Origin of the sequence: Halomonas sp. XH26, from assembly GCF_024138895.1 — a bacterium.
Classification (GTDB): Bacteria; Pseudomonadota; Gammaproteobacteria; order Pseudomonadales; family Halomonadaceae; genus Vreelandella; species Vreelandella alkaliphila.
Window position 1 is genome coordinate 3580076 of sequence record NZ_CP071889.1, and the last position, 13094, is coordinate 3593169.

The 13094-nt window shown below is 52.8% G+C and carries 10 protein-coding genes; 1 reads left to right on the forward strand and 9 read right to left on the reverse strand.

Going from position 1 to position 13094, the window contains the following annotated elements; translation table 11 throughout:
* Positions 1–8 precede the first annotated feature (8 nt).
* The 6 genes from J4377_RS16430 to J4377_RS16455 form a co-directional block, all read right to left on the reverse strand.
* Positions 9–1703 (reverse strand): putative 2-aminoethylphosphonate ABC transporter permease subunit, encoded by a 1695-nt coding sequence (locus tag J4377_RS16430; RefSeq protein ID WP_038478822.1) that lies wholly within the window; start codon positions 1701–1703, stop codon positions 9–11.
* Positions 1700–2824 (reverse strand): putative 2-aminoethylphosphonate ABC transporter ATP-binding protein, encoded by a 1125-nt coding sequence (locus J4377_RS16435; RefSeq protein ID WP_038478825.1) that lies wholly within the window; start codon positions 2822–2824, stop codon positions 1700–1702. Before J4377_RS16435 ends, J4377_RS16430 begins: the two co-directional genes overlap by 4 nt.
* A gap of 43 nt (positions 2825–2867) precedes the next feature.
* Entirely contained in the window at positions 2868–3917 is a 1050-nt protein-coding gene (locus tag J4377_RS16440; RefSeq protein ID WP_095603645.1) for a putative 2-aminoethylphosphonate ABC transporter substrate-binding protein, read from the reverse strand.
* 167 nt (positions 3918–4084) lie between these two features.
* Positions 4085–4795, reverse strand: a complete 711-nt coding sequence (locus J4377_RS16445; RefSeq protein ID WP_038478831.1) for a UTRA domain-containing protein — start codon at positions 4793–4795, stop codon at positions 4085–4087.
* On the reverse strand, positions 4788–5516 hold the full coding sequence (locus J4377_RS16450) for an HAD family phosphatase (protein ID WP_038478834.1): 729 nt from the start codon (positions 5514–5516) through the stop codon (positions 4788–4790). Before J4377_RS16450 ends, J4377_RS16445 begins: the two co-directional genes overlap by 8 nt.
* A gap of 117 nt (positions 5517–5633) precedes the next feature.
* Entirely contained in the window at positions 5634–8333 is a 2700-nt protein-coding gene (locus J4377_RS16455) for an EAL domain-containing protein (protein WP_253486181.1), read from the reverse strand.
* 219 nt (positions 8334–8552) lie between these two features.
* On the opposite strand from J4377_RS16455, the gene J4377_RS16460 reads away from it, so the two are divergent.
* Complete coding sequence (locus J4377_RS16460) at positions 8553–10085, forward strand: GGDEF domain-containing protein (RefSeq protein ID WP_095603643.1); 1533 nt, start codon at positions 8553–8555, stop codon at positions 10083–10085.
* 14 nt (positions 10086–10099) lie between these two features.
* On the opposite strand, the gene J4377_RS16465 is transcribed toward J4377_RS16460, so the two are convergent.
* The 3 genes from J4377_RS16465 to J4377_RS16475 all read right to left on the reverse strand — a co-directional run bounded on the left by J4377_RS16465 (position 10100) and on the right by J4377_RS16475 (position 13076).
* Positions 10100–11404, reverse strand: coding sequence for a TRAP transporter large permease (locus tag J4377_RS16465; protein ID WP_253486182.1), 1305 nt, complete (start codon positions 11402–11404; stop codon positions 10100–10102).
* Positions 11405–11427: 23 nt separating this feature from the next.
* Positions 11428–11991, reverse strand: coding sequence for a TRAP transporter small permease (locus J4377_RS16470; protein ID WP_038478846.1), 564 nt, complete (start codon positions 11989–11991; stop codon positions 11428–11430).
* 95 nt (positions 11992–12086) lie between these two features.
* A complete protein-coding gene (locus J4377_RS16475; RefSeq protein ID WP_038478849.1) occupies positions 12087–13076 on the reverse strand; it encodes a TRAP transporter substrate-binding protein in 990 nt (329 codons plus the stop codon).
* Positions 13077–13094: the final 18 nt, after the last annotated feature.

Here is a 13094-nt window from a genome sequence, read left to right on the forward strand (position 1 = left end):
TGGGCTGTTTAGCCCGCCTGACGCCAACGCTGAGCGTTGTTTAAGAGAACGTGGGTAAGCGCAGTGTGGAGCAGTTTAACCACCAGCGAGGTAAGGAAAATCAGCACAGCCATGGCCGCGGCGCTAGCAAAATAGCCCGCCTCGTCCAGATGCAGCACCGCCACTGAAGCAAGCCGCGTATCGCTGTTATAGAGGAACACTACCGCAGACACTGTCGTCATCGCATTGACGAACAGGTAGACAGAAATATCCAGCACGGCAGGTAGCGATACCGGCAATGTCACGCGGCTAAACGTGGTCCAGAACGGTACTTTTAACGAGGCCCCCACGGCTTCAAACTCCGGATCGAGCTGTTTCAGCGCGGTGACAGAGGTAAGGTGACACACCGTATAGAAGTGCACTAGCGTGTTGAGCACCAGAATCGCCATGGTGCCGTAAAGCCAGTTAAGGGGGTTACCTGCCTGGTTGAAAAAGAAGATATAAGCCAGGCCCAGAACCATGCCCGGCACCGCCATGGGGAGCATGGCCATAAAATGCAGGCCTTGGCGCAGCGGTCGATAGCCTTCGCTCTTTTCAATCAGCCACGCATTAAAGAAAATCACCAGTGTACCCACTAACGCGACGCTAAAGGCCAGTTTGAGGGAGTTAAACCACGCCCCCCAGCCACCGCCGGCTAAGCCTTGAAAGGTGTAATGCTGCAGCGTAAACGACAGGTTATAGGGCCAAAACTGTATGAGCGACGCATACACCGCGGTACCAATGACCAGCAGAATAATGCCCGCGACCGAATAACACAGCAGCGCAAACGTCCAGTCTCGCAGCGGGCTAGGCGTTGGCTGCCACGGTACTGCCCGAGCCGAAAGCTGAGCCACTTGGCGTTTCTGTATCCAGCGGTCGACGATGAACGATAGCACTGCGGGCATCAGTAGAATAACGCTAACCACCGCGCCCATTTGGAAGTTCTGCTGCCCCACCACTTGGCGATACACATCGGTGGCGAGCACGCTGAATTGGCCGCCAATAATTTTCGGCACACCAAAGTCGGTAATGGCCAGCGTAAAGACCACGAACAGGCATGAAATCAGCCCGTAACGCACCCCGGGCAGCGTAATCGTCAAAAATGTACGCCACTTCGGCGTGCCCAGTGCTTCTGCTGCTTCATAGAGGCGTGCATCGCTATTTGTCAGCGCAGTGGTTAGCAGCATTAGCGCATGGGGAAAAATCCAGAAACTCATGCCCATCACAATGCCAATCGACCCATAAATCGAATGACCTGCCAGCACATCGCGCAAAACACCTTGGTTACCAAACAGATAAACCAAGCTTATGGCGGGTAGCAACGAAGGGGCTAGAATGGGCAAAATCGCCAACATTCGAAACAGCCGCTTGCCTGGCATGCAGGTACGGGTAATACCGTAGGCGCATAAAAAGGCGAGCCCTGCGACGACCACCGTCGTAGTGAACGCAACGCGCAATGAATTGGCGATCGAATTGACCAGTGCTGGCGTTTGAAAATACTGCACAAAGTTAGCTAGCCCAATAAAGTCGCCGCTACGGTCTTGCAGGCTTTTCACCAACATTGCAAATAGCGGAAACAGCAGGCCGAATACTAACAGCGCCACAGCCGCTAGCAGCACGATCAGGCGTATCAATGCTTCCAGCGAAGGCGTTGCTGCAGGCGCTGAAAATATACTCGCCCTCATGACTGGTTGCTCCCTGCCGGATATAAGCGGGCAGCATCAGCAGGCAGATGGATACCCAAGGTTTGCCCTAGCCTTAATCCTAGTGTGGCGCTATCGCGGCTGGGAACATCAGCCAGCAACCATTGTTCGGTATTGTTAAGACGCAGCGATACCCGCTGAAACGCACCTAAAAACTCAATGCCCATGACATCACCGCTCAGCCCAGTGGTGCTGGCACTAAGCGCGACTGACTCGGGGCGAATGGCCAGTTGAGCTGCTTGGCCTTGCGGGTAGACGTGCGGCAAGCAAGGGCAGGAAATAGTGCCTAGCAACGCGTGGTTATTCGCCTGTGCGGTCACCTCTAGAAAGTTCATGGTGCCAATAAATGAAGCTACAAAAGCGCTGGCGGGCTGGTGGTAGATCTCGGCAGGCGTACCCACTTGTTCGATCACCCCGTGGTTCATCACTACGATACGGTCAGCCATGGTGAGTGCTTCTTCTTGATCGTGGGTCACCATAATGGTGGTCACACCAAGACGCGCCTGTAGAGCTTTGATCTGATGTCGCAGATGACCGCGCACCCTCGCATCCAGCGCAGAGAGCGGTTCATCCAGCAGCAACAGGCCAGGCTCAGTAGCCAGCGCTCGTGCCAACGCAACCCGCTGCTGCTGCCCACCAGAAAGTGCGGCAGGATATTTATGCTCGCTACCGCTAAGGTCAACCAGCGCAAGTAACTCCGCCACGCGGGCATCAATCATCGCTCGATCACTGCGACGGTTGCGTAACCCGTAGGCAACGTTATCGAACACTGTCAGATTGGGAAACAGCGCATAAGATTGGAACACGATGCCAAAATCCCGCGCCTGCGGGGGCAGCATGGAAATATCCTTGCCGCGCTGAATTAAGCTACCTGCTGTTTGCTGAGCTAGGCCTGCAATAGTGCGCAACAGGGTTGTTTTGCCACAGCCAGAAGGCCCTAAAAAGCATACAAACTCGCCTTCCTGAATCTGTAGCGCAATGTTGTCCAGCGCGGTAAAGCTACCGAAACGCTTGGTGACACCATCTATGCTTAGGTGCGCAGAGGGTGAGAGGGGTTTCGCCGCCGAGTGAGCCGTCAGCGGCGATGTCAGTGTGGTCTGCATAACATCTCCAAGCCCCGGCCTTGGCCGGGGCAGCTGTTCGTACTTACTGTTCGGTTTTACCGTCGTAGCGGCGCTGCCACTCTGCCAGCACGCGCTCGCGATTAACTGCGGCCCACTGGAAGTCGGCATCAATCATGCGATCGGTAATGTCCGCAGGATAGTTTTCAATCGGCTGTGCCACACCGGGATAGGCCACCACGGCGTAGCCTTCGTTATAGAGTTCGTTAGCCTCGCGGGAAACGGCCCAATCCATCAGCGTTTGTGCAGCTTCCTGTTTGGCGGTACCCGCAACGATGGCGGCAGCTTCCATATCCCAACCAAGCCCCTCTTCCGGGAAGATCACTTCAATCGGTGCGCCTTGAGATTTTAACCGTGCACCACGGAAGGCAAACGACACGCCAACCACTGCTTCACCGGTGGCCGCTAGGCTGCAAGGAGCAGAGCCTGAGTGGGTGTAACGGGAAATGTTGTTATGCAGACGGTCCATATAGTCCCAACCTTGCTCTTCGCCCCACAGCTGCATCCAGCTGGCTACATCCAGATAGCCGGTACCGGAGGAGTTGGGGTTAGGCATAATCACATGCCCCTCAAACTCAGGCTGGGTCAGGTCTTCCCAGGAGGTCGGCATGGGCACGCCCTGGCGCTCGCCTTCAATAGTGTTGTAGCAAATGGCCGCGACCCAGGCATCCATGCCTACCCACGCAGGGTCTTCACCATTACGGTAAGCAGCATCAATAAATTTAGGATCAAGGTTTTCAACGCCTGCGGGCGCATAGCGTTCCAGCATGTCCTCTTCTTCAAGTACCAGCAGACTAGTAGCGGCTAAGCCCCAGATGACGTCTGCCTGGGGATTATCTTTTTCCGCCAGCAAGCGCGCAGTAATCACGCCCGTAGAATCTCGCACCCAGTTAATGGTGATATTGGGATGGGCGGCATTGAAGCGTTCGGCGTATTTTTGCAGGTCATCTGACTCAACGGCGGTGTACACCGTTAGCTCAGTGGCGCTAGCCACCGAAGTGAAGGCAACGGCAGTCGTTGCAAGCAGAGCAGTTGCAATCTGAGTAGGTTGGAACAAACGGCGAAGTTTCGACATGGTAGGCTCCTAGCGTTTTGGTATAGACCAGGAGTTTGCCGTTGTTAAATGACAGTGCGATGACGCTTGTTTGACCGATTTTTTAAGTTGTTATGTACGCTCAAGCATAAGTTCTTGTGAGGGTTCTTGTGAGGGGTCTCTTGAGCGCCCTTGTCTTCGTAACCTTGTTACTGCTGGCCAGACAGCTCAACACTGATGCATAACGAATCGTGTAACCAGTGCTCTTCGTCATACTCAATAGGGCGCTGTTGATCATCAAAAATGGCACGGCAAATGTTTAGCCCTGCCGCGCCCGGGGCAACGAGTAACTCTTCTGCATCTAATGGCGACAGCGCTTCGGACACCATGCGTATCGAGCGATTGGCCAAGTGATGCCCCCACCGCCCTCTCAACAACCCCCAGAGTGACTGTCCGCTGTAGATGTCTAGCAACTCTGGCGCACGCTCTGGCACCACCCAAAGCGACTCCACCAGCACAGCGCGATCATCCACGTAACGGCGACGGCGAATATGGTGAAACGGCTGGTCATCGGGCAGCCCCAAGGCACGGGCAGCCACCAGATGTGAGCGGGTTTCCAGCTTTAAAACCGCCGTGCGTGGTTGCCGCCCCTGAGCCCCCACATAGTCGTTAAAGCCTGCGTCCCGGGTGGGGTCATACACCAGCCGGGCGGGCGAAATGAACCAACCACGCCGATTGCTGCGGTGAATGAGCCCTTCCCCCTCCAGTTGCGCTAAGGCTTGGCGCAACGTAACGCGGGTCGTAGAGAAGCGCTCTGCCAACACTCGCTCAGCGGGCAATTTGCCTTCCCACTGCGTGGCATGCTGGGTAATTAAATAACGAAGCTGTTCCGTTAACTGTAAATAGTAGGCATCAGGCATGCGCCGATTTTCCTGATAGATCGTTGGCCGATGAAGCGTCTGTCGACGCTGCCATCCGCCAGTCTAAGCGCTGCCACCCTTCTACACTAGCTACCTCCGCCAGCACGGGATCAGGGTTAACCGCCACGGGGCAGTCGACATACTGCAACAGCGGGATATCGTTGCGGGAATCTGAGTAGAACGTTGTGTGGCTGGGAGCAATTTTTTGCTCGGTTAACCACTGCTGAAAACGCACTACTTTCCCCCCACGGTAAGAGAGCACGCCTTTGCTATGGCCGGTGTAGCTTGCCCCGCTTGCCGCATGTTCGACACTTAGCTCTACCGCCAGCACATGCTCAATCCCTAACATCGTCGCAATCGGCGCGACCAGGTGATGCGATGACGCAGAAATGAGGACGAGGATATCGCCTGACTGGCGGTGCGCGTCCAGGCAGCGCCAGGCTTGATCAAAAATACGGGGCTGCAAATGGGTAGCGACAAAGCGCTCAACTTCTTTTTGTACATCTATTACTCGGCGGCCCCGCAATGGCGCCAAGGTCATTGCCAAGTACTCCTCTAGCTTTAGCTTACCGGCATGATAAGCCTGCTGCATCTGTTCGGCACGGGCTATAAAGATCTCGGCATCACTGATCCACCCCTGCTCAATCATCCATAAATTCCAGCGGTCGCTGCAGTCTCCATCCAGGAGGGTGTCATCAAGATCAAACAGAGCGAGGCGCATGTGGCACTCCTTTTTTCGCGAGTTCGGCGGCGCGTAGGGTATGCCAACGATGATGACAGGACGATGACGCCATTGATGAGAATGGAAATTGCTCGCCCTACCTGTCAATAAAATGGCTTAAGGGGTTAACCACATTGAGGCAAACTCATCGGCGGGTAGCGGACGACCAAACCAGTACCCCTGAGCTTCGCTACAGCCCATTTGTGCGAGCAAATCGGCCTGGGCAGGGCTTTCAACTCCTTCTGCAAGGGTTTTCATATCAAGCGTGTCAGCCATGGCAATAATGGTTTGCACAATCGCCCGATCATGGTGGTTATCGAGCATGTCACGCACAAACGAAATGTCTATCTTCAACGCATCCGCAGCGAAGCGCCGTAAATACGAGAGCGATGAGTAACCCGTACCGAAGTCATCAATAAACAGCGCGTAGCCAGCCTGACGCATAGCCTGAGTAATTGTGACCGCCTGATCGGGATCACGCATAAAATCACTTTCAGTCAGTTCAAGCGCAATGCTGCCCGGAGGTACACAGGCGGTTAGCTTAGCCACATGTGCGGTTAGCTGAGGATCGGCAAATTGTTGCGCTGAAATATTGATTGAGAGCCTACCTGGCAGTGGCATATTGCTAGCCTGCCAAACACTTAACTGACGTGCCGCTTCTTCTAGCACCCAGTCTCCCAGCATGCGGATCAAGCCACGCTCTTCCGCCAGAGGAATGAACTCGCTGGGGCTTACCCAGCCCCACTCAGGGTCAAACCAGCGACACAACGCTTCAGCCCCCGTCAATGTTTTGCTAGCAAGACTAAACTGGGGTTGGAAGTAAAGTTGTAGACGCCCTTCAATAATGGCTTGATGCAGGCGCTCGGTCATCCATTGCCGGCGTTCCAGCGTCTGACGCATCGCCTGTGTATAGGGGCATACGCTATTATCACGGCGTTTTGCGTGATGGAGTGCAATACTGGCTGCGTTAAACAGCTCACCGGCCTCCGATACATCGCTTGGATAGCTGGCTACCCCAATACTGACGTCGAGATTAAAAACACGATGCCCCAGCTGGATGGGGCGCCTGATTACCTCGCATAGCTGAAACACTACTTCTTGAAGACGAACATCCTCAATGTTGGGTAGCAGTATCGTAAATTCATCACCGGAAAGTCGTGCGACAGCGCTTTTAGATAGGCTAGCTTGCCTCAAGCGCTCGGCTACGGTTGCGAGTAACTGATCTCCTACCTCGTGGCCATGTAAATCATTTACCTCTTTAAAGCGTCGGATATCCAGCAGCAGCAGTGAAAGAGAGTCATCCTGACTAGCTGCCTCTTTTCCCATACTGGCCAATAGCTCCATAAAGCGCGCACGATTAGGTAATCCTGTTGTGTTATCTGTGTAGGCAAGACGATGTATGTGACGATGATCACGGCGACGTTCAAGCTCACCGGCAGCACCAGTAGAGAGAATTCTCAGCACGGAAGTTGCAAACGCATTGGTCGTCAGTGGTGTTTGATAAAACACCATCATCACGCCGATGGCATCGCCCTTAGCATTATCCAAGCGGCGGCCTATCCACGCCTGGGTACTTAACGAGGTTCCCGGCAGCGTAAACGCATGGCCACTTTGAACAACGCTCTCGCCTTCAAACACGACTCGTTCAGCAGGCGTTCCCTGCAGCATAAACGTTTGGTTATCTATTAACTGGCCATTCGTGACTAAACTAACGGTCTGGGCTGCTGTTGCGGGTAGCACCGCGTTTATCTCATTAGATGCTCCCAAAAGCTGTGGAACAGGTTGATCCAATAACGCGATAAACCCAGCATCTGCTTCTAATAACGTGGCTAACGTGATGATCAACTGGTGGAAGTAATCGTCTCCTACGCGTGAGGTAACTGTAGAGGCTACTTGTACCACCGCATCCTGCACGCGTTGTGATTCGTGCTGGTCGGTCACATCTGAGATAAAGCCCTCAAGATAGGCAACATGGCCATCATCATCGATAACAGCTTGCCCTTGCTCCCACATCCAACGGTAACTGCCATCCCGATGGCGTAATCGGTACACCACTCGATATGGCTGACACTGCTGGATTGCCTGTTGTGCTGCTAGATGAACGCGATCTTGATCGGCTTCGTGTATGAGGGAGGCAAAACTGATGAGTCGATTATCTTGTAATTCGTCCGGATGGTAGCCCGTGAGCGCCTCAGCCCCTTGGCTGACCAACTGCATCGTCCAGTGTTGATCATTTAGGCAACGGTAGGCCATACCAGGAAGGTGATTAAGCAATGTGTTTAAACGCCGCTCACTCTCTCGGGCCAATTCTTCACTTTGACGAAGCGCTTGCTCGGCTTGGCAGCGACCAAGCTCTGCCCCCGCTTGAGCAGCCACAATGCGCAAAATTTCGTTTTCAAGTCCATCAAGCTGCATCGGTTTATTGCTTAACACCGCTAAGATACCAATGGCCGAGCCATCGGATGAAAACAGAGGCAGTCCCATGTAACTCTCTGCACCCAGTTGGCTGAGTAGCTCGTCTTTAGGAAAGCGCGCCTGAACATCGCAGGCATACAAGCAAGGTTCTCTACCTAAAACCGTTTCACAAGGCGTTCCAATGAGAGGATAAGCGACATTTTCCTGATGATGATTATTTGACCAAACGGCCAACGTTGTGGCCATATGAGGCTCGGTGACCGCAGCGATCAACGCATGATCAATCCCAAGCAGTTGGGCAAGTTGCTCGACAAGCGTCGTATAAAAGTCAGATCTTCCACTACGTCCTAAACCTTCCGCCAACTGACGGAAAATCTCCGACGCTTCGTTTATGGTGTGCATTGGAGCACTCACTTTTGTCATCGTAGAGCAGCTGCCCACAGAGCACTGTTGTAATAAGCTGTTGCAATAAAATGCAGCGGGCTACAGCATAAACAGTTATTTTACTGATGTACCACGCCTATCTATAACCCTGCTAAACAGACGCAGGCGCTATGATTGATAACTTAGCACATAACTTAGTGGCTGCTCGCTACGCTGGACAACACGTTTAGGGGTAATATGACGAGCCGTTCAACAGAAGATGAAACACTTTATACCTCGCTTACTAATGGGCTTCCCAGTTTTCTTGGTAATGCGTTATTACGCTCGGCTAGTCTACCTTCGCTACCTGCTATTGCCATGCAAGTGCTTGAAATAGCGCGCTCCCCTCGGGCTCCTCTGAGTGACTATGCTCGTGTTATTGAACGCGACCCTGGGTTAACGGCCCGCCTTATTGCGGCCGCGAATAGCGTGCACTACCTTCGTTCAGCTCATCCTGCACAAACCAGTTTGGAAGCAACCCAGCGACTGGGATTAGACGCAACGCTCGCCACCGTATTGAGCTTCACTCTGTTTCCCTGGCCACCCACAGAGAACGCAGCTCTACAAACTTGGCGACGCGCCATTGTTGCTGCCGTGGTAGCAAGTAAGCTGGCTCACCAACTCTGCCCCGAACAGGTTGGCAGCGCATTCACGCTTGCCCTACTGCAGGATATAGGCATTTTGGCGATCCTCACCACCTACCCAGACGAGGCCGAGGCACTATACGCTGAAAGCAAAGTGTCTCACGCACAGTTAGTCAACGCTGAACGCCGCCACTTTGGCAGTGACCACACACTGATTGGCGCTTGGTTAGCCGCCAAGTGGGGGCTACCGTCCTCAATCGTGCATGCTATTGACCAAAGTCATGACGGCTTTTTAACCGATGACATGGCAACACTCTGTCTACGTTTATCCGGTTCAATCGCCGATGCATGGCTCAGCCCTGAACCAAGCACCACCTTAGCAATGTTGCTTAGGCAGCTAGCGGTCACAGAAACACTGCCTACGAATGTCATTGAAGCGCTTTTCCATCACTTGTCAGAACAAATTGATTTATTAACAGATATTCTGGATCTCACCGTACCCGCTCCGGTGAATAGTCAAACACTGCTGGCGGACGCACAGCAGTTGCTCTATCAACACTCTTTGACGCTCACCGCACGATTAGATGCTCAGCAACAGCAGCTGGATACACTACAGTTGCATAATTCTGCATTAGAAGAACGCAGCCGTATTGACCCACTAACTCAATTGGCTAACCGTGCGTGGTTAGAGCAGCAACTCCAAGAACGTTTTGCGCTTTGCAATGAGCAAGGCCGCACAATGTCAGTGGTGTTTATCGATTTAGATCATTTCAAAGTGCTTAACGATCAATATGGCCACCAGACAGGCGACTTAATTCTGGAACGTTTTGGTAAGATACTAGCGTCATTAACTCGCTCAGGCGATTTGGCTGGGCGCTATGGCGGTGAAGAGTTTTTAATTATCTTGCCCGATGAGACCGCTCAAACCGCGAGACAGTTAGCCGAACGCATTGCTCTGTATTTAAATGAGCAACCTATGTTGAAAATTGACCAAGAAGCACTGTATGTCACTGCCTCTATGGGCATTGCGTGTTTAAGCAATGGCAACTTCAGCAATGAACGGGAGCTGATAGATGCCGCCGACCAGAGCATGTATTTCATCAAACGCTCTGGCCGCCGGGGCATCTCCGTTCATGGCCAAGATTGACCGTTAGTCGTCTACTATCTATTCAGTGCCTGGGGCAGATACAAGGCGATTTCAGGGAAGAGATGCATAAAAGCAATCGCCAGCAGCATCAGCAGAAAGAATGGCAGTGTGGCTTTCGTGATGGTGACAATATCTTTACCAGTGAGTCCTTGAATGACAAATAGGTTAAACCCCACGGGCGGCGTAATTTGTGACATCTCGACCACAATCACTAGATAGATACCAAACCAGATCAGATCAAATCCAGCGGCGCTAACCACTGGCATAATAATGGCCGTGACTAGCAGAATCAGTGAAATACCATCCAAAAAACAGCCCATGATCAACAGCAGCACCGTTAAGGCCACTAGCAGCATCGTAGGAGATAGACCCATTTCACCAATCGTGCGAGCTAACTGCATAGGCACTTGAGTAAAGCCCATCGCAGAGGTCAAAAATGACGCGCCAGCAATAATAAAAGCGATCATGCATGCGGTACGTACGGCGGCAAATAACGAGCTGGTAAAAATTTCTCGATTAAAGTGGCCATTAAAATGCGCAATAACCATCGACAGTACAACGCCTACCGCGGCAGCTTCTGTTGGTGATGCTAGGCCGCCATAAATCGATACGATAATGCCACCGATAAGTAGCAGGATTGGCACCAGCGACCAGGTATTGCGCAGCTTCTCAACAAAGCTCATGCCCGACTCATCAGCACCGGTTAACTCGTTTCGGTTACCTTTCAACAGTGCCCACAGCACCAGATAAGTCATAAACATGGCTAAGATCATCAGCCCCGGCCCAATACCTGCCATAAATAGCCGAGTAATGGACTGCTCAGTCACGACGCCATAAACAATCAGCACGATGGAAGGCGGAATCAGCAAGCCCAGCGTTGAAGCGCTGGCCAATGTACCAATCGCCATGTTGCTGTCGTAGCCGCGTCGCTCGAGTTCCGGCAGGGTCATTTTCCCCACCGTTGCACAGGTCGCCGCGGAAGAGCCGCATACGGCGGCAAACATGCCGCTGCCAATGATATTGGTGTGAAGCAAACGTCCCGGCAAGCGATTTAACCAGGGCGACAAGCCACGAAACATATTGTCGGCAAGACCTGAGCGAAACAGTATCTCACCCATCCAGATAAACATCGGCAGTGCCGTTAAATCCCAGCCATAGCTTGCTCCCCAAAAATCCGAGGCAAGAATAGGGCCGGGGTCGAAGGGACTAAAAAACTGAAGAGCAACCCAAGCAGTGCCAATCAGAGCAAAGGCAATCCAGACGCCACTGCCTAACAGCACCACGAGGGTAAAGATGGTAGCCAAACTAAGTAATAGCACGAGGGTGTCTCCTGGGTAGCGTCTTAATGCGCTTCGTTGTCGTCGATGGCGGTTGCTTCACGGAAGCTCGCAGGGTCGTGGATAGCGATACGCAGCGCTATCCACAAGGCTTCCAGAAGTGCCAATGCCAAGAGCCCTACCCCAACAACTAATACCGATTGCGGTATCCACAAGGGAATCGATAAAAAGCCTGACGATACATCGTTATATTGAAGGCTTTCTCTTGCCAACCCAATCAAGCCATAGGTCAGCAAAAGGCTGATCACTACCGCAATGAGCAATCCAAACACCTCAAACCAGACGCGTATGGCAGAAGGTAGACGCGAGATAAGCAGCGTCACCCGAATATGCGCATGGTGGACAAAGGTGTAGGCAAGCCCAAGAAACGTTGCCCCGACTAACAGATAAGACGCCATCTCAGAAACGCCGGTGATGCTCACGCCGAGTCGGCTAAGGCCAACCAAAACAAGCAGCGCATCTACTAACCGAAACGTGACCTGCAGTGCGATAAGTGCACAAATAGCCACCATACACGCGGCAGCACCCCAAGCACCGAGGCGGTAGAGTTTGTCGAATTTAAACATCATGTTCGCAGTCTCATTGAGCGCGTGGGTGGTAAGGGCGGCACAAACAGCCGCCCTTAAAGCCAGCATTACTTAAAACCAGCATTAGTTGTTAAGACTCAGTTACCGCGTTGTTCGCGATAGTTCTCTAAGGCTTGTTTTGCATCGTCGTCAGCACGGGATTCCCAGTCAGCAAATAGTTCATCGCCCGCCGCTTGCAGAGCAGCAGAGACCGCCTCATTAGGCTGAGAAACTGAAATGCCATTTTCCCTCAGTGCTTCCAGGCTAGTTTCATTGTTCTCACGGCTCATTTGCCAGCCACGCTCTTCAGCCCGAGCAGCCGCTTCCATCAGCGCGTCTTGGGTAGCTTCATCTAAACGATCAAAGCTTCGCTGACTCATAAACACAATGTTCTTAGGGAGCCACAAGTTGGCATCGGTGTAGTCGGTCACATAGTCCCAGGCTGCCATGGAGTTACCGGTAGAACTGGAAGTAATCATGGCATCCACACGACCGGTGCTAAAGGCAGTAGGAATATCAGACTCTTCGGTTTCTGTCGGACTGCCACCTAAATTATCAACGAAACGCTGAGTATTAATATTTGGCGCACGCACCCGCAAGCCGTCGAACTGATCGGGATCCGTTAACGGCGCAGAGGTGTAAATGCCCTGGGCTGGCCAAGCTACAGCATACAAAGGCACCATTCCTTCATAGGCAAATAGCTCAGTAATCATCGGCTTAGTGGCTTCCCACAAGGCATAGGCATCTTCATAGCTACCGGCTACCCCCGGCAGCGTATCAACTTCGAAAATAGGGTCATCATTGGAAAGAACAGAAAGGAACACTTCGCCAGCATCAATCGTACCCCGGCGCACCGACGGCTTAATTTCACCATGAGAGACCAGAGAACCACCGCTGTGCACCGTAATGGTTAAGTCACCGTTTGTGGCCTCAGCCACATCCTCTGCAAACTGTTTATTGTTTTGGGTATGGAAGCTTGCATCACCATAAGGCGTTGCCATGGTCCATTCAGCCGCATGGGCGGTCGCCGCAGCGGCGAGGCTGCAAGCGGTCACTAGCAGTAATGGCGTTGTTATACGTTTATGCATGGGGACGTCCTCTTATTC

Bases quoted from the DNA above. Each gene is read 5' to 3' on its own strand.
- J4377_RS16430 (WP_038478822.1), bottom strand. From the start codon at position 1,703: ATGAGGGCGAGTATATTTTCAGCGCCTGCAGCAACGCCTTCGCTGGAA.
- J4377_RS16435 (WP_038478825.1), bottom strand. From the start codon at position 2,824: ATGCAGACCACACTGACATCGCCGCTGACGGCTCACTCGGCGGCGAAA.
- J4377_RS16440 (WP_095603645.1), bottom strand. From the start codon at position 3,917: ATGTCGAAACTTCGCCGTTTGTTCCAACCTACTCAGATTGCAACTGCT.
- J4377_RS16445 (WP_038478831.1), bottom strand. From the start codon at position 4,795: ATGCCTGATGCCTACTATTTACAGTTAACGGAACAGCTTCGTTATTTA.
- J4377_RS16450 (WP_038478834.1), bottom strand. From the start codon at position 5,516: ATGCGCCTCGCTCTGTTTGATCTTGATGACACCCTCCTGGATGGAGAC.
- J4377_RS16455 (WP_253486181.1), bottom strand. From the start codon at position 8,333: ATGCACACCATAAACGAAGCGTCGGAGATTTTCCGTCAGTTGGCGGAA.
- J4377_RS16460 (WP_095603643.1), top strand. From the start codon at position 8,553: ATGACGAGCCGTTCAACAGAAGATGAAACACTTTATACCTCGCTTACT.
- J4377_RS16470 (WP_038478846.1), bottom strand. From the start codon at position 11,991: ATGATGTTTAAATTCGACAAACTCTACCGCCTCGGTGCTTGGGGTGCT.
- J4377_RS16475 (WP_038478849.1), bottom strand. From the start codon at position 13,076: ATGCATAAACGTATAACAACGCCATTACTGCTAGTGACCGCTTGCAGC.